Consider the following 19,503-nt stretch of genomic DNA (forward strand, 5'->3'; position numbering starts at 1 on the left):
ATTGGTCATCAAATTTTAACCAAGCTCAAAAAATATGAGGAATCACGATTTAAATGAAATCTATAATTTAAGTTTGATTTATTGGTTACCAAAAACAATCACATAAGTTCCAATCTGTATTTTTTCTTCTAAGCAGCATGCCAGATGCTCTAAAAAATTCATTATTTTTATATCTTCAAAAGACAAATCTCTAAGATCTGAAACAATTTTCTGTACTGCATTGTAATCAAAATAATTAACGGAACAAGGATCAAAACGACCTTCGAATTCATTTCTCTGCAGGCTCCACAATGGAAATATAGATTTAAATATTTCAATCACATAAGCAAAATCATCCTGTGGAATAAAATAAGTTCTATTCTTTTCATGTTGGACCTCGACTAAGTTTTCATCTTCTGCCCAAATAAAGAAACCCACTTTATTAACATATTTGGGGTTTTCCGCTATGGTCAATTTAATTGGACGTCGATTAAATTCATCAATCTTTTCAATAATTTTTTCAACATTCTGCTGATATACAGGATGTGTGTAATATGCTTTTGCGAGCGTTTCATTACACCCCGTTGTTAAACAAATTTCGTTGAGTCTATTTTGATGAAACATTGCAATCGATTGTTCAATATCGTCATTATTTTGTTTAAGTAACGACAATGCTTCTATCAAAGGAATGTCCACTTTCTCACGAAATGCCTTAAGTTTTTCCTTATTCATAGCACTCTCTTTTATTTATTCTTGCTCTCATTTTCAATATTTATACATCGTCGTTGATCAAATTATCTTATGTTAATAACTCGATCAAACATCGATGGAAAATAATAATGAATAACCTATGCTATTTTGAAATTCAGTCTTCAAACCCTGAACGTGAAGTTAAGTTTTATCATGAAGTCTTCGGCTGGAAGTTTAGCAAAATTGAAGGTTTACCGATTCAATATTATCAAATTGAAACAGCAACACTCCATGGGGGTTTACTGGAACGTCCAGCCCAGACACCACCTACCCACTGCGGAACCAATGCTTTTACCTGTTCTTTTGAAGTAGAAGATTTTGATCAAACAGCTGAAAAAATTTTAGCCTTGGGTGGTCGTGTTGCCATGGAAAAATTCGCCATTCCCAACAAATGTTGGCAAGGCTACTTTTTAGATGCAGACCATAATACATTTGGCTTGGTTCAAGTTGATCCAAATGCACAATGATTTTCAAAACATGAAAGATATTTTTAAAATCAACTCAGGTAATGAATAAATAGATTTTATATTGCCGTGTGTCTGTTTTTCACAGCTTGACGAAACTGCTGATTGAGTTGAACACAAGGGACGAGTGGCTGTTTACTCAATCAATTTCAGTCGAGGTGAGCAATAAAATATATGCTTATTCAATCAACACAAAAAAACTTCTTATCTCTTTCATCTCTGAATTTATGCTACCTTATTTTACAACGCATTAAGATCAAACACGCACATGACTGTACGCTTTCTTCATACTTCAGACTGGCATCTGGGACAATTCTTTTATAACCACTCGCGCCAGTATGAACATGAACATTTTTTAGCGTGGTTATTGCTGCAGATTCAAGAAAGACAACCCAATGCCTTGTTGATTGCTGGTGACATTTTTGATGTGATTAATCCAGCCTCATCGGCTCAAAAACAGTTATATCAATTTCTTGCAGATGCACATGATCTTGCACCGCATATGCAAACCCTCATGATTGCAGGAAATCATGATTCAGGTTACCGCATTGAGCAAGTGGAACCTTTACTTGAGAAATATCACGCCAAAACAGTGGGGGTTATCCATAAAAATAGTCAGGGTCAAATTGACTTAGATCGTTTACTCATTCCGATTTATGATCCACAACGCAATATTATAGCATGGTGTCTCAGTCTGCCCTTTTTACGCCCAGCTGAAATTACAGGATTTAATGAGCAAACCCATAACAGTCAAAATGCGATTGCCTATTTACATCAACAGTTGATCTCAGAAGCCAGAAAAAGAAAAACTGATGAGCAAGCGCTGATTTTAATGTCGCATGCGCATATACAGGGTGGTGAAACTTCCGACTCCGAGCGCCCAATTATTGTGGGCAATGAAGAAGCGCTTTCAACAGCATTATTTGAAGATATTCTCGATTATGTGGCACTTGGACATTTACATAAACCACAAAAAGTAGAGCAAGCACATATCCGTTACAGTGGTTCGCCAATTCCACTGTCATTTAGTGAAATCCACTACAAACATCAAATTATAGACGTACGGATTGACCCATCAAACACAGATGAATCCCGTTTTGAGTTTGAAAGTGTCTATATTCCTCGAAGTGTACAACTCCATAAAATCAAAGGTGAATTGAACGCGATCTTCGCTCAGTTAAATGCTTTGCCAAGCGGAGAAATTGACAATATTGACCATCGTGAATATGTCGATATTGAATATCATACTGATGTTCCCCCACCACCAAATTTGCGTCAACAATTTGAACAAGCTTTGCCCAAAGACCGTTACCGTTTGGTCCGTATTTCGCGACAATACTTAACTAATGAAAATGATGGGAATGCACCGCGTACAATCCATCTAGAGCCACCTACCCCTGAGAAACTGTTCCAACAACTTTGGGAAAAAAATGGTTATGCAAATGATGATGCTGTTTTCAAAGACTTTTTAAATTTGCTGCAAGAAGCGGAGAAGGCACTCGAAAATGAACCTGAAGCATAGGAGTTTGCTGTGAAAATTTTATCCATACGACTTAAAAATTTAGCCTCGCTTTCTGGTGAACATTTTATTGATTTTGAATCCGAACCATTGGCTTCAGCTGGTTTAGTCGCAATTGTTGGAAAAACGGGGGCTGGGAAGTCAACGATTCTGGATGCAATGTGTCTTGCCCTGTTTAATAAAATTCCACGCTTAAAAGACAGTGATGGCAAGTTACAAGATGTAGATGGCTCAGAGCTTTTAACAAACTCCCCGCTGACAGTACTTCGTCGGGGTACGGCGCATGGTTTTGCAGAACTTTGTTTTGTTGCACAGGATCAAAAACATTATTTGGCCCGTTGGGAACTAAAACGTTCACGAGAAAAAGCAGATGGGAAACTGCAAAGCGTACAACGCTATTTAAAATGTCTGACTGATGCAACGGTGATTGCGGATAAAGCCAAAGCCGTAGACAGCAGTATCTATAAAATTACGCAATTAAGTTTTGAGCAATTTACCCGTGCTGTACTTTTGGCTCAATCTGAGGTTACAGCCTTTTTAAAAGCACGTGATAATGAACGTGGAGAGCTACTTGAATATTTAACCAATTCAGCAATTTTTGGAAAAATTGGTCAATTGGCGTATGAGAAAACCAAATTGGTGGCTTCAAAACGCAAAGAACTGGAAAATCTACTTGGTCACATTGACCTGTTGTCTGATGAAGATCTGGCCGAACTATCGGCTCAATTTCAACACATCGAATCAACCTATCAAACATTAGAAGCGGAAAAAACGCGACTTGAAAAACAATGGCTCTGGTTTGAACGCAAACAGAAATTAGAACATGAAATGATTCTAAAACAGCAATTTGTCGATGTACAGCTTAAAGCACAACATGACTTAATGCCTGAACGTAAACGTTTAAATCGTTTAGAAGAGTTTTCTGAAATTCGCCCAATTGTTGTTCAACAGCAACAGTTCTTCAAAAACCAACAGCAGCTTACGCCACAACTGCAGAAGCAACAGCAATTGTTTGATGAGCTGAATGTTCAATTTGAACAGCAAAAGCAAAATTTTACTCAAGTGGAAGCAACTTTAAATGATATACAGAATTTTGAAACTACACATTTTGAAGCATTAAAAGAGGTACGCAAATGTATTCAAGAACGTGACTTTATTGGAACAGAATTTAAAAAAATTCAATCTAAACTTAATCAATTAGAACAATCACAACACCCTTTGCAAAGTCAGCAACAGGACGTTGCACAGCATATTCAACAGCTTACTCAACAACAGATACATTTAAGTCAAAAACTTGTTGAGACAGAACAATTTTCAAGTCTGGACAAAGGTTTAACGGCACATTTACAACAACTCAGCCAATTTATCCAGCATTATCCAAGCATCGAAAATCAACTTGGAAATTTGAACCAAGCCGAAGCTAAACTCACTGAGCAAAGTACGCAATTACAAGCTTTAATTGATCAATTTGGCAAAATAGACCAGCTAGAAACGTTGCTTGAACAAACTCGTCAACAACGTGAAATAACACTCTACCAACTCAATCAATTTGATGTCCTTCAACAAAAATTACAGCAATTTTTTGAGTTGCAGTCAGAGTCTCAACAACTTACAGCTCAAATTCATCAGCGTGATACACAATGTCAGCAACTTGAAAAAGCGACCGTTCAAGCTGAACAGGACTATCACACAGCAAAAGAGGCTCGAATCAAGCTTCAAGATATCCTTCAACAACAACGTTTATTGCATGCAGAAAATATCGAAAATTTAAGAGCAGCGTTAACCGTAGATCAACCTTGTGTGGTCTGTGGAAGTACCACGCATCCTTATAAAATGGGTGACTCCGTTGTTTCTAAAGCGCTGTTTGATTTACAGCTGCAACAAGAACAGAAAGCCACGCTTCAAGAACAAGATATGCTTAAAATCTGGCAACTCAACCAACAGCATTTAACCAAATTAAATGCCGAACAACAGCAGCAGCAGACTTTATTAAAACGACTTGTTGAACGAATTACTGCGACTCAACAGACGTGTACCGAACAAATCGATGCGCTTAAAATTAAGCTTGATCTTACTCAAACGCAGTCTGAAATCATGTTGCAGTTACGGCAGTTGACTGAACAATTCCAACAGCAGATTAAGCAAATGGATTTACAGTCCAAACAATGGATGCAAACCATTAAAATGCAGCAGCAATTGATGCAAAGTACTCAACACGCGGTCAATTTATTACAGCAAGCCAAAAGTTTACAGCAGCAAATTCAGCATATCGTTTTATGCTTGCCTGAGAAAGAACAAGACATGTGGCAACTGCAGACGATCACCACCGCAGAAAATGTCTGTATTCGTTTAAAACAACGTGCGCAACAACTTGATCAACAGGAACAGTACGGCAAACAATTAGATCTCTACACTCAACAACAGCTTAACATTCAACTCAATCTAGACAATATCTTCAAACATATTACTGAAACCTCTCAAAGCTTGGCTGAGATTAAGCTCCAAGGACTACAAAATACCCAAACTGCGAATCAATTGATTTATCGCATGACCGGATTAAGTGAGGTCAAACCAAATGAATGGTTATTACAGCATGACCTGCAACGTCAGCAATGCCAACAGCATTATCAGCAACTCAAGCAAAGCTTTGAACACCTGCGCAACCAATTCGAACAAGAAAAAAGTCAACTTGAACAGCTTAAAGTACAGTGCACACAAAATTTAAACCATTTGAATCAAGTGAATCTAGAAATTCAGCAATGGTTAACACAACATCCAGATTTTCAGTCTGATGATTTGGAAAAATTAGCTCAAATTACACCGCTACAGGAACAGCAAATCCGACAGCAGTTACAGCAAGCCGAACGTACCTTGAATGAAGCCAATTCAGCACTTAAAACCATTCAAGAACAACTCACAGAGCATGAAACACTGCAACCACAAATAGAGAGTGGACAGTTGCAACAATTACTCCTAGACAATATTGATGCACTTAAAATTCAAGTTGAGATTCGTGATCAACTTAAGCTTAAACTTGAACTTCATCAGCAAAACCTCATAAAACAAAAACAATTCGCCGATCAGATTCAAAGCGTACAGCAAGAGGAACATCGTTGGGGGAAAATTTCTGGTTTAATGGGGGATGCAACTGGTAAAAAATTCCGTGATTACGCACAACAATATAATTTGGATATTTTACTTGAACACGCCAATCAACAATTGGCAATGCTGTCTCAACGCTATACCCTAAAGCGTCTCGAAAACTCACTCAGCCTAGCCATAATTGACCATGATATGGATGGAGAAACCCGATCTGTTGCGTCTTTGTCTGGTGGTGAGTCTTTCTTGACCGCACTTGCACTTTCTCTTGCAATTGCCAACATGGCTTCCGGTTCAATGAAAATTGAATCCTTGTTTATTGATGAAGGTTTTGGAACACTTGATGCTTCATCATTACATATGGTGATGAATGCTTTGGATCAACTACAGAACCAAGGACGAAAAGTTGTATTGATTTCACATATACAGGACATGCATGAACGTATTCCCGTACAGATTCAGGTCAAACCTTTAGGTGCTGGTGCCAGTACCATAGAAGTGGTCAGTTAAAAAGAGGAGGAAGTGACCTCCTCTAAACTCGATTTAACGCATTCAGTGCTGCGCTAAATATTCTTTTTTGGCTTGATCACAAATTGCTTTTTTATCGCTCAAACCTTGTGTTGCCGATGCAAGGGTTTCATCAAAGGTCGTATCAAACTGTTTATAGTCACGATCGTACTGCGCTTTGTATTTTTGGTTGTTTTTCAATACCGTGATTGAACTCTGAATTGCAACGCACATCGGATAAAGTTCCGCTCGATCTTGAGTCTGAGTTGCACGTTCAGTGATTTCTTCGATTTTTCCCAAAATCGTATTAAAGTTCTTTTGAAATTTAGCATAACTCGGCTGAGGAGCAACAAGAGCTTTATATTGATCTTCTATTGGATTGGCAAATGCTGGTATGGAAGCCATGCCCAGTAAAGTGATCACACAAACTTTGAGTAATTTCATTGTATCTTGACTCTTTTGTTTTTAATGGATTTAAGTTTTTTAAAAGCATAGATGGTTTTCATAAATACGCTATGCTTGCTCAAAAGATGATTTATCGGTCTGCTGGAAATGCATTCGGTGGAGGCGCATATTTATTTACTGGTTTAGCTTTTTCTTCTGGCGCTTCCAACTCATAGACCACTGTACCGATTACACCTGTATTCTGGATAGAGCCTTGATCAGAATTTGCAGCATAGGCATCTTTCGGTTTACTAAAGGTAAAAGACGCAACAGCCGAATCACTCTTACGGAAACCCTCAATTTTCAAGGTGTCATGTGCATGCAATACATAACCAGCATTGGCCCGGGAAGCTTCACTGCCATTGATTACATCAATACCATCAACACTGGCCACAATTTCAAAGGTCTTACCTGTATTATTTTCATACTGTAATTGATAACTTTGTCCTTCTCGTCCTGACAAATAATAATTTTGCCCAACACGATGCATCGGAATATATTGACCATGATCATCGACCACAGAGAAACTCACTTTCCCTGCCGCCATTGAAATAGAATTCACTGCTTTTCCTTGATAATTTTTATCAGCATATTGCACAATTGTTTCAGCCAAAGATTCGTCAGATTTACGTTTTAACTGCACTTCTGTCACTTTGGAATCAATTTCATCGCCCCACTTGGTTCCCAGTTTTTCATCAGCAGAGACTTGATTATTGGCAGCTTCAGCAGCAGCATCGGTATTGGTCGTTTCAACGGAAGAGTTGGATGAACTTTCATCTGCTTTTTTCGAACAAGCAGCAAGAAAAATACACAACAAAAGACAGAGAAATATATTTATATTTTTCATTATAAAAACCTATTTTAAAGTAATAAGTTGCAATCCAATCATTATAATGTCTTGTATCTATTCAATAACATTGAACAATTAGAAAGATGAGTCCTGAGATTATTATCGGGCTCATCATAACCGAGTGCAACTGAGTGTACTATTTTTTAATTATTGCAATTGTGTAACATTATAACATCCCAGAGTATTCTAGAATGCTATAAATCCATAGCTCTTCTGAACTCAATGTCTTAATCTGCTGGAAACGCATTTGGAGCAGGTGCATAACCCTTGTTTGAGTTTTTAGCTGGCTGATATTGAGGTGCTTTTAATTCATAAACCACGGTTCCAATCACACCTGTATTTTGAACAGATCCATTTGCAGAATTGGCAGCATATGCATCTTTGGGACGGCTAAAAGTAAATGAGGCCACGGAAGAATTACTCTTTCTAAATCCCTCAATTGCGAATGAACTGTATGGACGTAATACATAGCCACTATTCGATCGTGAAGCTCGACTGCCATCTAAAACGTCCAAACCGTCTACGCTTGCAACAATTTCGAATGTTTGGTTGCTGGTATTTGAATAGCGAAGTTGATAGCTTTGCCCATCTATCGCTGAAAGGTAATAATTTTGCCCATCACGATAAAGTGGCAAGATTCGACCACGATCATCAACAATCGAAAAACTCACTTTCCCCGCTGCCAAAGAAATACTGTTGATACTACGCCCCGAGAATTGCTTATTGGCGTAGCGCACTTGAGTTTCATCCATTGGACGATTGCTTAAGCGTTTTAAATCCACTTGGGTGACATACGAATTTAGATCATCCCCCCATTTTGTCCCCAAACGTTCGTCCGATCGAACCTGGTTTTGTTTGGATGTCATACTAGCAGGTCGAGGTGCGGGTTTGGCTGAAGGTGCAGGTTGCGTCTCTAAACTCACAGTATCATTGGATGGCGTATATTTTGTCGTGCTACAAGCAGTGATCAAAGCACAAAGACTTAACCACAATAATATTTTGGATTTATTCATATTTTATTCCCAGTTTATAAATTTTATTTTAATGAGTATAGTCAACTTGAGAACAGCTGTGCATTGAGAATTGTAGAATATATTTTAAAAAACGGATTCTGTTGTCTGGGACAAATAACGCCTTGCATTTGTCCTCAACAAACTGTCTATGATGATGCTGTAATGCTCGAACTCCCTTTAACTCAAAACTAAAACGACACTGGCAAAACCAATACAATAAAAACCAAACAAGTGCCAACGCCCATGTTCAAGCCAACTGGATAACCATTTTAAAGCAGCAAGACCTGCAATAAAGCTAAACACCATACCAAGTACACTTGGTAAAAGCAGTTGAGTTAAATGCATATTTTGAAAGTTTTCCGCATGCATGAGACGATAGAATTCTTTAACAACCACAGCAGGGGTAAGCACGACAGCCAACGCAAAACTGAACTCTTCCGCTTTTTGCCGAGTAACCCCCAAGAATAATCCTGTTGAAATGGTTGCACCTGAACGAGAAAATCCACGAAATGGCAAACATAATGCCTGTATCGCACCAATCCATGCCGCACTTTTCCCGCTGATTACACCTGTTTGTCCACGATCTAAACGCGCAGATAAAATAATCAAGATCCCTGCTGAAACCAAGGCAACGGCCATTAATTTTGAATTGCTAAATAGCTGTTCTATTTCAAAATGATTTGCGCCTGCAAAAAAGACATGTTTAATCACGGCTTGTAGAGTCAATCCAAGTACGCAGGTAATGCCTGTGGCAAGAATAATAAAACCAGCTTGTTTCTTAAAATCAGCCTTTGATGAAAAATATGTTTTACGCCAAGATGACCAAAAATAGACAATCACAGCAAACATTGTTCCTGTATGTAGCATGACCAACAGAAAAGTCATATCAGGTGCAGAGGGATCAAAGCCCATTAATTTTTCGGCCAAAATGACATGAGCAGAACTCGATACAGGAAGTAACTCGGCCAAGCCTTGTATGATGGCAAGAATAAGCACATGAAAAATCGTCATTAATGCTCTCAGTTTTTTAAAATGATGCATGCCTTATACGGTTACAGCATTAAAAATAAATTAAAATAGACTTAAAACCATCACAAATACAGTGTTCTACTTCAAGCATTTCGCTGGATATGGCTTTATTTTTTATTTGAATAATCTCGTGCACCAAACAATGCCGTACCAATCCGTACCAAAGTTGAGCCCGCTGCGATGGCTTCAATCATATCCCCTGACATTCCCATACTCAAGGTATCCCAGTCTTCAGGATGAGCATGGTGAACTTTAGCTTGATTAAATAGCTGCTTGGCATCTTGAAATGCCTGAGTATGATGCGGTGCAGGAATCACCATAAGCCCTCTTAACTTTAGATGAGGCAACAGACTGACTTGCTTTACCAACTCAACGACCTCCTCAGGCTGACAACCATCTTTGCTGTCTTGCGCATCAATATTCACTTGCAAACAGATATTTAAAGGAGCTTGAGCTGCTTCTCTTTGTTTTGATAAACGTTCGGCAATAAGAAAACGATCTACCCCATGTACCCATGCAAATTTTTCAGCCAGATGTTTGGTCTTGTTGCGTTGTACATGACCGATAAAATGCCACTCGATATTCAGATCTTTTAAATCTTCAATTTTATCCAAAGCTTCTTGTAAATAGTTTTCTCCAAACGACTGTTGCCCTGTGCTATACATTTCTCGTAATAATGAACTCGGATGTGTTTTAGAAACCGCCAATAATTGCACTTCTCCCAGATCACGATTTGCAGCCAAACAGGCATCCTGAATTTGCGCTAATACATGATTTCGAGCTTGATTTAGATCATTCATTGACGGGGTTCTCATTTCATAAAAATTTCAGCTTCCAAGCAATTAAATTGTTGGTTATGCTGAGTGAAAAGCCTTATTATTCTACAAAATAATCAGGGTATGTTGACTGTACATCAATGGCTTGTATGTGGCAGGTAAAAAATTAATCAAACCATGAGTGAAATATAAAGAATAGCAAAACTATTTTAAAATTTCATAACACAGTTTGAAATAATTTTAGCCATAACCAGTGTAAGAACAAAGCATTACTTTGTTCTTCATGCACGACAAAACCAGAAGTTTGGATATTTTTAGTGTTGCATTGTTACTTTGCGAAATGTAGTTTCTCATCATTTAGAATAACTAAATTTGCTCCTGCACGCAGAGTAACACTAAAGAATATGCTGAATCACAGACATAGATGAATCATCTTCACCCTAGGCAAATAGTTTTTTATTCGGGGACATTATGGATATTACAGAATTATTGGCGTTTTCCGTTAAAAATGGTGCGTCTGACTTACATCTTTCAGCAGGTATGCCACCGATGATTCGTGTTGATGGTGAAGTCCGCCGTATCAATTTACCAGCGTTGGAACATAAAGAAGTTCACCGACTGGTCTATGACATCATGAACGATAAACAACGCCGTGATTTTGAGGAACAATTAGAAACGGACTTCTCTTTCGAAGTTCCCGGCGTTGCCCGTTTCCGTGTCAACGCCTTTAACCAAAACCGCGGTGCGGGTGCAGTATTCCGTACCATTCCATCCAAAGTTCTGACGATGGAAGATTTAGGTCTAGGGCAAATTTTTAAAGACCTCTGCGACCTGCCTCGTGGTTTGATTTTGGTTACCGGCCCAACAGGTTCTGGTAAATCCACCACGTTGGCTTCAATGATTGACTTCATCAATGACAATCGTTATGACCATATTTTAACTGTTGAAGATCCAATCGAATTTGTACACCAGTCTAAAAAGTGCTTGATCAATCAGCGAGAAGTACATCGTGATACACATGGCTTTAACGAAGCACTACGTTCTGCACTCCGTGAAGATCCAGACATTATTCTGGTCGGTGAGATGCGTGACCTTGAAACCATTCGTCTTGCACTTACTGCAGCAGAAACAGGTCACTTGGTATTTGGTACCCTGCATACCACTTCTGCGGCAAAAACCATTGACCGTGTGATTGACGTATTCCCTGCTGAAGAAAAGGACATGGTACGTGCCATGCTTTCAGAGTCTTTACAGGCCGTTATTTCTCAAACTCTGTTAAAGAAAAATGGAGGGGGGCGTGTTGCTGCGCATGAAATCATGATTGGTATTCCAGCAATCCGTAACTTAATCCGCGAAAATAAAGTTGCACAGATGTATTCAGCAATTCAAACAGGTGCAAATTATGGTATGACAACGCTAGATCAGAGCCTGAAAGCACTGGTTGCCAAAGGCGTGATTAGTCCTCAAGTGGCACGAAATGTCGCAAAACAACCAGAATCATTCCTATAAATAAGATGGATTATTGAGGCTTAGAAGATGGACTTTAATGACTTGCTCAACATGATGATTGAGCAGAAAGCATCCGACTTATTTATTACCGCAGATGTTGAACCATCCATGAAAATTAATGGTCAAATTGTCCCGGTAGTAAAAACCAAGTTAAACGGTGAAATCATCATGCAGTTGCTTAACTCAATCATGAGTGAAAAGCAGCGTAAAGAATTTGCCGATACGCGCGAATGCAACTTTGCGATTACCAACCGGGATAAAACGGCTCGTTTCCGTGTCAGCGCTTTTCAACAGCGTGACATGCCAGGTATGGTTTTACGTCGTATCGAAACCAAAATTCCGACCATGGATGAGCTGAAGTTGCCGCCTATTCTCAAAGATCTTGCCATGACAAAACGTGGAATTATCATCTTTGTTGGAGCAACAGGTACAGGTAAATCGACATCGCTCGCCTCAATTATTGGTTATCGTAATCAGAACTCTAAAGGTCATATCATTACCATTGAAGATCCGATCGAATTTGTCCACGAACATGCAGGCTGTATTATCACTCAACGTGAAGTCGGTATAGATACCGACTCTTTTGAAATTGCCTTGAAGAACACCTTACGTCAAGCCCCTGATGTTATTCTGATTGGTGAGATTCGTTCACGTGAAACAATGGATTATGCGATCGCTTTCGCTGAAACAGGACATCTGGTTTTTGCCACTCTGCACGCCAACAATGCCAACCAAGCCATTGACCGTATTATTCACTTCTTTGAATCTGACCGTCATAGTCAATTGTTTATGGATTTATCGCTCAATCTTAAAGCCATGGTTGCACAGCAGTTAATTCCAACACCTGATGGCAACTCACGTCGTGCAGCGATCGAGATTCTGATCAACTCCCCTCTTGTTTCAGATCTGATTCGTAAAGGTGATGTACATGAAATTAAAGATTTGATGAAACGTTCTCGCGAATTGGGCATGCAAACTTTTGACCAAGCCTTATTTGATCTTTATAAAGCAGGTCAGATTACCTATAAAGATGCGCTAAAACATGCCGATTCACCCAACGATTTACGTTTACAGATCAAACTGGATGAAGAAGGTGGTGCACAGTTATTGAATGCCAACAGCAAATTGACTTTTGATGGTCAATAAACGCGACAAAATCTTTAAAATAAAAAGGGAGCTTCTAAAAGCTCCCTTTTCATTTGTTGTATTTATGTGATTTTAACGCTTACGATAAGCTTCCTGACATTCAGGCTCATCACAGTAACCATATAGATTTAGAGAATGACCAGTCAACTGGAAGCCATGCTTCTCAGCAACTGCATGCTGTTCATGCTCGATGGTATCATTAGTAAATTCAACGACTTTATTACAATTTTGGCAAACCAAATGATCATGATGATCTTCTTGCATAATTTCGAAAACAGAATGATTGTTTTCAAAATGATGACGCTGAATAATTCCAGCAGCCTCAAATTGTGTTAACACACGATATACGGTCGCTAGACCAACATCTTCACCTTGTTCGAGTAATGTTTTATAAATGTCTTCCGCGCTCAAGTGGTGTTGTCTTGAATTTTCTAATAATTCCAAAATCTTGATTCGTGGTAGGGTAACTTTAAGTCCAGCTTTGCGTAAATCTTGATTTGAAATAGGCATATAAAAAGGTCTCTCAACAAATTTTAAGTTGGAATATGCAACAGAGTTGAGATGCAGTATGATCTATCCTTGGATCAATTGCATCATAATTAATTTGGGATAGTGTAGCAAAATGCAAAAAATCATGCTGACGTTATTCGTCGCTTCTTTACTTGGTGGTTGTTCTGTATTTGGAGTATACAAAGTTGATATTCCTCAAGGAACACCATTAACCCAAGCTCAAGCTTCAAAAATTCAAGTCGGTATGACCTACCAGCAAGTGAGATTCTTACTCGGTAGCCCAACAATTTCAGATCCAATGAATCCTGGACGTTGGGATTACATTTACAACTATATCCCTGGAACCTATGCAAAAAAAGCAAAAATTCCAGCAGCACATGGTCAACACTTAAAGGTTTATTTTGATCAATCAGGCATTGTAAACAAAATCGAAGGTTTGGAAACCATTCCTGAGTCACAACCTGGTTTACCCGCTTCTAAAGAAGCGATATTGAATGCGCCCCCACTATAGACACTTTGTCATAAAAAGAAACCCCTCATTGAGGGGTTTTTCATATGCATTCAATTGTTTAAAGCGATAAGCTTAACCAGTTAAGATTTGAATAACAGCTGCTGATAACGATTACCGCGACAATAACGTCCAACAGGATTGGCTTTGGCGCGATTACGACGAATGTCTTTGGGGTTAATGGTTAGAGCTCTATAAATTTCAACGCGATCGCCTGCTTGCAGCAGATGGGATTGATCTTTAATCTTGACACCAAAGATGCCGAAATTAAAATTTTCAGGCAGTTCTACTTGCTCAGTCAGACCACTTTGGGCAATTGCATCAGCAATACTCATCCCCTGAGAAAATTGTAACTCAATGTGAAATTGTTGCTTTTCGGTTGCATAAGCCACCCAAATTTTATCCACTTGATTCACCATTGCCCTTAAATAAATTGTCCGATATAAGCAACCAATGCCAGTAAAATGGCTAAAGGTAAAATAATCCGCACAGCAATACGCCAAATATTATAAAAGGCTTCTGAACTAAAATTAATCGCTTTTCGTAAGTGGCTAATTTTCATCATCCAACCCACAAAAATTGAATAAATCAAACAAATCACCAAGCCCCAGACCATTAGCAATGGATTAAATATCACCACAATGTTTGGAATCGCCCAAATAAATAATGCCACCAAAAGCACTGCAAATTGAATCACCACAGCCACTTGGCGTTGCACTAACTGTTCTCTGCCCAATTGTAATAATAGAGCAGCGGAAATAATCGCAGTCAACAATAAGGTATAAGCAGGAATTTGTGATGAAACCGCAAAGAAACCAAATGCAATCACTGCAATCAATTGCGCAATCCAGATCGGTATGGCCGTTTTGGTCGCCTCATTGCTCTGTTGTACATTGAGTAAACTTGTTTGCCAATACAATCCTAAGCCCAACCCTGTAGCAACCAAAGCTAAAATTGTGGCATTACCCCACTCTTTGAACTCAACAGGTGTCACATGCCAAGTTTGTAAACCTGTTCCAAAAACCTGAGCCATAACCAAAGCAACCAGTACACCGACTGTTGTTAAACCAACTAAAAACTGCCGCGGAATAAAAGATAAGGCAAAAGCAACCACAGCACTGCCAATAAAAAGCAAATGCGGAGCAACTTGAATTTGCACAATATTTACAGCACTGGCGCTAATATTTGAAAGTATGCCCCCTGCAAGGAATGGAATAAAAATGACTGCCAACCACCCAACAATACGCCAGGATTGTGATGCATCTGCGTCACGAGTTAAGCTAGACAAGGCATTAAGTGCGGTTGTTTTAGAGCGTTTTGCTAAAGCTACTTCTAAATAGGTAATCGGCAATGCCAAAATCAGCATTGACACTAACCACAATATCCAAAAATCAATTTGTCGATCAATTTGAATATCCAAACTTGGTGCTAAGCCTGCAATAATCATAAATGATAGACAAAATGCCATGAGCGGCGATAACCATCGTGACATAGAATTATCCTGCATGAGGTGTTTCGTAAAAAGTTCTGCTATTTTGCCTTTGTCGATGCTGAAAATCAAAGCTTAAAAGAAAAAAGCAAACCACCCCTCGATGATTTGCTGCGCTAGACTTTTTTATAATCGCTGTTATTTCTTTTTATCCCCTCTGAATTTTTTTAATTAGAGAGCTGGTCATTTTCATAACTTAGGCTGAAATCAGCATGAGGCTATGAAAAAAATCGTGCAAACCAATTTTTGCCTTTTTTCTTTTCATTTTCCTTGATGATTCCCATCATATTTAATTTCACAGCCCCAACATAATCAGCATCATCGTGCTGAATATGATTAATTAACCATTTAGACAAGACTTCATGTAATTCTTTTTCGATTGAATGACCTTGTTCAAAACTTTCACGGTAACTCTCAATACGTTTAATAAATAAATCATGTACACGTTTATGAGGCACACGATATTTATACCCCGCTTCTTCTTGTAAACTTTCTTCAAATGTAAAATGTGATTGCGTATAGTCGATAATATTATCGAGTATTTGTTTAATACGAACACGATCCGTTGCGATACCAATTTCATCAATCTCATTGATGTAATCCAAAATCCTTCTATGCTGATCGTCAATCACATCGATACCAGTATTATATTCTGGAATCCATTTCATCTTCATACGATCACCTTAAAAATAATATCTTGACCTTTAAAATTCATATTAACGAGAATTAAGTCAAATAAAAATGAACTGTATTACTCGGGATTCATTAAAAAAAACGCATTATTATTTAAGCTATTGTTTATACTGAATATATATTATTAATCAAACTAAAAGAGTAAGATATTTTTTAACCAATATTAAAATTTAAATGATTTATATTAATTATTCAATTATATATTTACAGGTTTAATTCATTAGAATAAATACATAGTTATTTCAATTCATCAATTAATATTAAACTAATATTGATCTGCCTTGGTTATTCTGATCAAACTCGGATCATCAGCTTCTCGCGCCAAACGCTCCACATGGGTTGTTGCTGTTTTTATCACCCTACCATCTTTAAATAAAATCATTTCACCGGGTTTATACGCTGTCCATACTTCATTTTGAGTTAATGGTTCTGTCGTTATAACAGCAACACGATCTTCTTTGGTGGTAAATTGACTGAAATCAATATCGACATCGATATCAATTAGACGTGCATATTTAAATGGATACTCTCGAACAATCCAATGCAATTTTGTGGTCGCATAACTGAATAAAGCTTGCCCATTTGAAAGACAGAAATTAAAAGTGCCATATTCAGCAATTCTAGGAGAGATTTCTTCAAGCAAAGCAAAAATATCATTTAAACTCGGTTCAAAATAACCAAATCTTAAAACCAATTGCTCAAGTAAATAGCAAAATGCCAATTCACTGTCTGTACTGCCTACAGGCGTAAAGCGCCCTGATAAATGTGGATGAAAATTATGTAAGTCACCATTGTGTGCGAAAATCCATTGTCTTCCCCACAGTTCCCGAATAAAAGGATGTGAATTTTCTAAGGTGATTTTACCTTGTGTTGCTTTACGAATATGCGCAATCACATTTCGCGATTTAATCGGATAATTACGTACCAACTCAGCAATCGGTGATACCACTGCCGATTGATTATCTACAAATAGACGGCAGGCTTTATCTTCAAAAAATGCGATACCAAAACCATCAGAATGATCGGAGGTAATTCCTGCACGTTGAGAAAACCCACGAAACGAAAATGTAATATCGGTAGGTGTAGCACAGTTCATTCCAAGCAATTGGCACATAATGTATTCATACAGCGTTTTATTTATAAGAATATTGTGCATGACTCCGACTCGGCTTGCAAATCTCAATAACTGAAAATAACAGCAACCAAGCGGATATTAGACCAATAAATTAAATCCATTAATGGCAAAAAAGGGACAGTATTCAGTTTCCACCCCAATCCTGCCCCAATAAAAACTAAAAAATATCCCAATGAATTAAGCTTAACGATTGACCATTTTATTGAGCACAAATTTCTTTGCGACTTCATTTACATCTAGAAATACAAAATAATCCAGGCAGTTGAATGCTTCATCATGATATGCCTGTTTTGATAAGCGCGCATTCATTTTTAAATACACATCAAATAGTTTTGGAATTCTTTCATCTTGCGGAAAACTATATTCTGGATGGCTGGGTTCAAAAGCGGGTTTAGCCTTAACATCAATCGACTGTTTGGCATTCATTTTTTTAAGATGTTGATGTGTGTAGTAAGCGCGTGCTTTATTGTCTTCCAAGCGGATGCTGACACAGCCCATCAGATGTTTGGCTTTCATTTTCCAAAGTACCGTAGGAACTAAATTTAACCATAACATCGACAGTGCACGTCCATTACGATAGCGAGGGTGGACACAGGTACGCCCAATTTCAACAATATTTGATAAGTCTGAGAACTGTGAAACATCAAATTCTTGCGCGCTATAGCTACGCGCAAGTTCATGTCCTTGGATCAATTTTAAACGGGTATAAGCCACAATTTCATTGCTCCACTTGTCTCGTAGTACGGCATGTTCACAATCAAGGTCATAAAGATCTTGGTCTAAACCGTTTTCAAATTGAATACCAAACTGATCTGCAAATTGAACTGCTCGGAATTTTTGTACTTCTTTAAGCTGTTTAAGGTCTTCAACCCATTCAAATTTATATTGTGACTGTGCTTTTTTAGGTTTTGGTAAAGGTAAATTGAAGTTCTGGAAGTTCTGGCGATACTGATTTAATTTTGCGAACATATTTTAGACTCCTTGAGCTTTTACTTACACTAGGCAATCCACATGACACTTATATGACGAAAAAATGACCATTTTAAAACACAGTACAAATGGTCAATAGGCGATAAATCCATGAACCAATAAAAAGCCAGTGTAGAAACACTGGCTTTGCTCATATCAAAACTAAATTTATACTTTATTGGGCTTTGAGCGATTGGTAATCAAAGTCCCTACACCATGATCGGTAAAGATTTCCAACAAGGTTGCATGAGGCACTCGCCCATCAACAATATGTGCACTGACGACACCGCCTTTCACAGCATCTAAAGCACATCCCACTTTTGGAATCATGCCGCCATAGATCACCCCTGTTTCAATTAGACGATCAACTTCTTGCGTACTGAGGCCAGTCAGTAGATTTTTATTTTCATCTAAAACACCACTAATATTGGTCAACAAGATCAGTTTTTCAGCGCCCAAAGCTTCTGCCACTTTACCTGCCACCAAATCCGCATTGATGTTATAAGTCTGACCATCCTCATCCACACCAAGTGGTGCAATGACAGGAATAAAATCACTTTGTGTGAACATTTCCAAGACATCCGTCTTTACGCCAGTCACTTCTCCAACAAGACCTAAGTCAATCTGAGCCACTGTACCATCTTCTTTGGTTTTTTCCATCAACAGCTTTTTGGCACGTAATAAATTGCCATCTTTACCGGTTAAACCAATTGCGCGACCGCCATGCTTATTGATCAGGTTGACGATTGATTTATTCACACTCCCGCCTAAAACCATTTCAACCACTTCCATGGTCGCTGGATCAGTGACACGCATGCCATCAATACGATCAGACTCACGCCCCAACTGTTTTAATAAGGAATCCACTTGCGGACCACCGCCATGTACAACAATCGGATTTAAACCGACAGTCTTCAACAAAACAATATCGCGTGCAAATGAACTTTCCAATGCCGGGTCAGTCATTGCATTGCCACCATACTTCACCACTAGCGTTTTACCTGAAAAGCGTTGAATATACGGCAAAGCTTCTGTCAAAATTTGTGCTTTGTCGATGCCAGTGTGCTGGTGTGGCATTCGTCTCTCCTTAAATGAGCTATAGCGACTAGACCGA

Annotated in this window: 19 protein-coding genes; 6 read left to right on the plus strand and 13 right to left on the minus strand. The window is 38.4% G+C overall.

All coding sequences use genetic code 11. The annotated features are described in order from the left end of the window. Positions 1-78: 78 nt before the first annotated feature. The gene (locus OSH00_RS02640) at positions 79-711 is read right to left on the minus strand and encodes a hypothetical protein (protein ID WP_266129119.1); all 633 of its coding nucleotides are present in this window, start codon (positions 709-711) and stop codon (positions 79-81) included. Between the two features lie 107 nt (positions 712-818). Here OSH00_RS02640 and OSH00_RS02645 point away from each other — a divergent pair, with 107 nt between their 5' ends. The 3 genes from OSH00_RS02645 (at position 819) to OSH00_RS02655 (ending at position 6,321) form a co-directional block, all read left to right on the plus strand. Beyond that, entirely contained in the window at positions 819-1,196 is a 378-nt protein-coding gene (locus OSH00_RS02645; RefSeq protein WP_266129120.1) for a VOC family protein, read from the plus strand. Positions 1,197-1,461: 265 nt separating this feature from the next. Beyond that, complete coding sequence (locus OSH00_RS02650) at positions 1,462-2,715, plus strand: exonuclease SbcCD subunit D (RefSeq protein WP_266129121.1); 1,254 nt, start codon at positions 1,462-1,464, stop codon at positions 2,713-2,715. A gap of 9 nt (positions 2,716-2,724) precedes the next feature. Next, the gene (locus tag OSH00_RS02655) at positions 2,725-6,321 is read left to right on the plus strand and encodes an AAA family ATPase (RefSeq protein ID WP_266129122.1); all 3,597 of its coding nucleotides are present in this window, start codon (positions 2,725-2,727) and stop codon (positions 6,319-6,321) included. Positions 6,322-6,363: 42 nt separating this feature from the next. Here OSH00_RS02655 and OSH00_RS02660 read toward each other — a convergent pair whose 3' ends face one another. From OSH00_RS02660 to OSH00_RS02680, 5 genes are all read right to left on the minus strand, one after another. Continuing rightward, the gene (locus OSH00_RS02660; protein WP_266129123.1) at positions 6,364-6,762 is read right to left on the minus strand and encodes a hypothetical protein; all 399 of its coding nucleotides are present in this window, start codon (positions 6,760-6,762) and stop codon (positions 6,364-6,366) included. A 91-nt stretch (positions 6,763-6,853) separates the two neighbouring features. Further along, the gene (locus OSH00_RS02665; RefSeq protein ID WP_266129124.1) at positions 6,854-7,609 is read right to left on the minus strand and encodes a hypothetical protein; all 756 of its coding nucleotides are present in this window, start codon (positions 7,607-7,609) and stop codon (positions 6,854-6,856) included. 230 nt (positions 7,610-7,839) lie between these two features. Next, positions 7,840-8,625 (minus strand): hypothetical protein, encoded by a 786-nt coding sequence (locus OSH00_RS02670; RefSeq protein WP_266129125.1) that lies wholly within the window; start codon positions 8,623-8,625, stop codon positions 7,840-7,842. A gap of 177 nt (positions 8,626-8,802) precedes the next feature. Beyond that, on the minus strand, positions 8,803-9,636 hold the full coding sequence (locus OSH00_RS02675) for an undecaprenyl-diphosphate phosphatase (RefSeq protein WP_266129126.1): 834 nt from the start codon (positions 9,634-9,636) through the stop codon (positions 8,803-8,805). 125 nt (positions 9,637-9,761) lie between these two features. Continuing rightward, positions 9,762-10,454 carry a YggS family pyridoxal phosphate-dependent enzyme gene (locus OSH00_RS02680; protein ID WP_266129127.1) on the minus strand — a complete coding sequence of 231 codons (693 nt, stop codon included), beginning with the start codon at positions 10,452-10,454 and terminating at the stop codon, positions 9,762-9,764. A gap of 447 nt (positions 10,455-10,901) precedes the next feature. Between OSH00_RS02680 and OSH00_RS02685 the strand changes: the two genes are divergently transcribed. Both OSH00_RS02685 and OSH00_RS02690 read left to right on the plus strand, forming a co-directional pair. Then, positions 10,902-11,939: a type IV pilus twitching motility protein PilT gene (locus OSH00_RS02685; RefSeq protein ID WP_005030845.1), complete on the plus strand. Its 1,038-nt coding sequence runs from the start codon at positions 10,902-10,904 to the stop codon at positions 11,937-11,939. Between the two features lie 27 nt (positions 11,940-11,966). Further along, complete coding sequence (locus tag OSH00_RS02690; RefSeq protein WP_196074711.1) at positions 11,967-13,085, plus strand: PilT/PilU family type 4a pilus ATPase; 1,119 nt, start codon at positions 11,967-11,969, stop codon at positions 13,083-13,085. Positions 13,086-13,157: 72 nt separating this feature from the next. Here the strand turns inward: OSH00_RS02690 and fur are convergent, their stop codons facing one another. After that, positions 13,158-13,595, minus strand: a complete 438-nt coding sequence (fur, locus tag OSH00_RS02695; RefSeq protein ID WP_009585810.1) for a ferric iron uptake transcriptional regulator — start codon at positions 13,593-13,595, stop codon at positions 13,158-13,160. 112 nt (positions 13,596-13,707) lie between these two features. Here fur and OSH00_RS02700 point away from each other — a divergent pair, with 112 nt between their 5' ends. Further along, entirely contained in the window at positions 13,708-14,106 is a 399-nt protein-coding gene (locus OSH00_RS02700) for an outer membrane protein assembly factor BamE (RefSeq protein ID WP_004828048.1), read from the plus strand. An 80-nt stretch (positions 14,107-14,186) separates the two neighbouring features. Here OSH00_RS02700 and OSH00_RS02705 read toward each other — a convergent pair whose 3' ends face one another. The 6 genes from OSH00_RS02705 to argB form a co-directional block, all read right to left on the minus strand. Beyond that, positions 14,187-14,522: an RnfH family protein gene (locus OSH00_RS02705; protein ID WP_266129128.1), complete on the minus strand. Its 336-nt coding sequence runs from the start codon at positions 14,520-14,522 to the stop codon at positions 14,187-14,189. Positions 14,523-14,527: 5 nt separating this feature from the next. Continuing rightward, positions 14,528-15,610: an SLC5/6 family protein gene (locus OSH00_RS02710; protein ID WP_266129129.1), complete on the minus strand. Its 1,083-nt coding sequence runs from the start codon at positions 15,608-15,610 to the stop codon at positions 14,528-14,530. Between the two features lie 200 nt (positions 15,611-15,810). Then, a complete protein-coding gene (locus tag OSH00_RS02715; protein WP_004828043.1) occupies positions 15,811-16,266 on the minus strand; it encodes a bacteriohemerythrin in 456 nt (151 codons plus the stop codon). A 284-nt stretch (positions 16,267-16,550) separates the two neighbouring features. Then, on the minus strand, positions 16,551-17,399 hold the full coding sequence (locus OSH00_RS02720; protein WP_266129130.1) for a class II glutamine amidotransferase: 849 nt from the start codon (positions 17,397-17,399) through the stop codon (positions 16,551-16,553). A 204-nt stretch (positions 17,400-17,603) separates the two neighbouring features. Then, complete coding sequence (locus OSH00_RS02725; RefSeq protein ID WP_266129131.1) at positions 17,604-18,389, minus strand: GNAT family N-acetyltransferase; 786 nt, start codon at positions 18,387-18,389, stop codon at positions 17,604-17,606. A gap of 168 nt (positions 18,390-18,557) precedes the next feature. Then, entirely contained in the window at positions 18,558-19,466 is a 909-nt protein-coding gene (argB, locus tag OSH00_RS02730; protein ID WP_196074707.1) for an acetylglutamate kinase, read from the minus strand. Positions 19,467-19,503 lie beyond the last annotated feature (37 nt).

This window comes from Acinetobacter nematophilus (genome assembly GCF_026344175.1).
GTDB lineage: Bacteria > Pseudomonadota > Gammaproteobacteria > Pseudomonadales > Moraxellaceae > Acinetobacter > Acinetobacter nematophilus.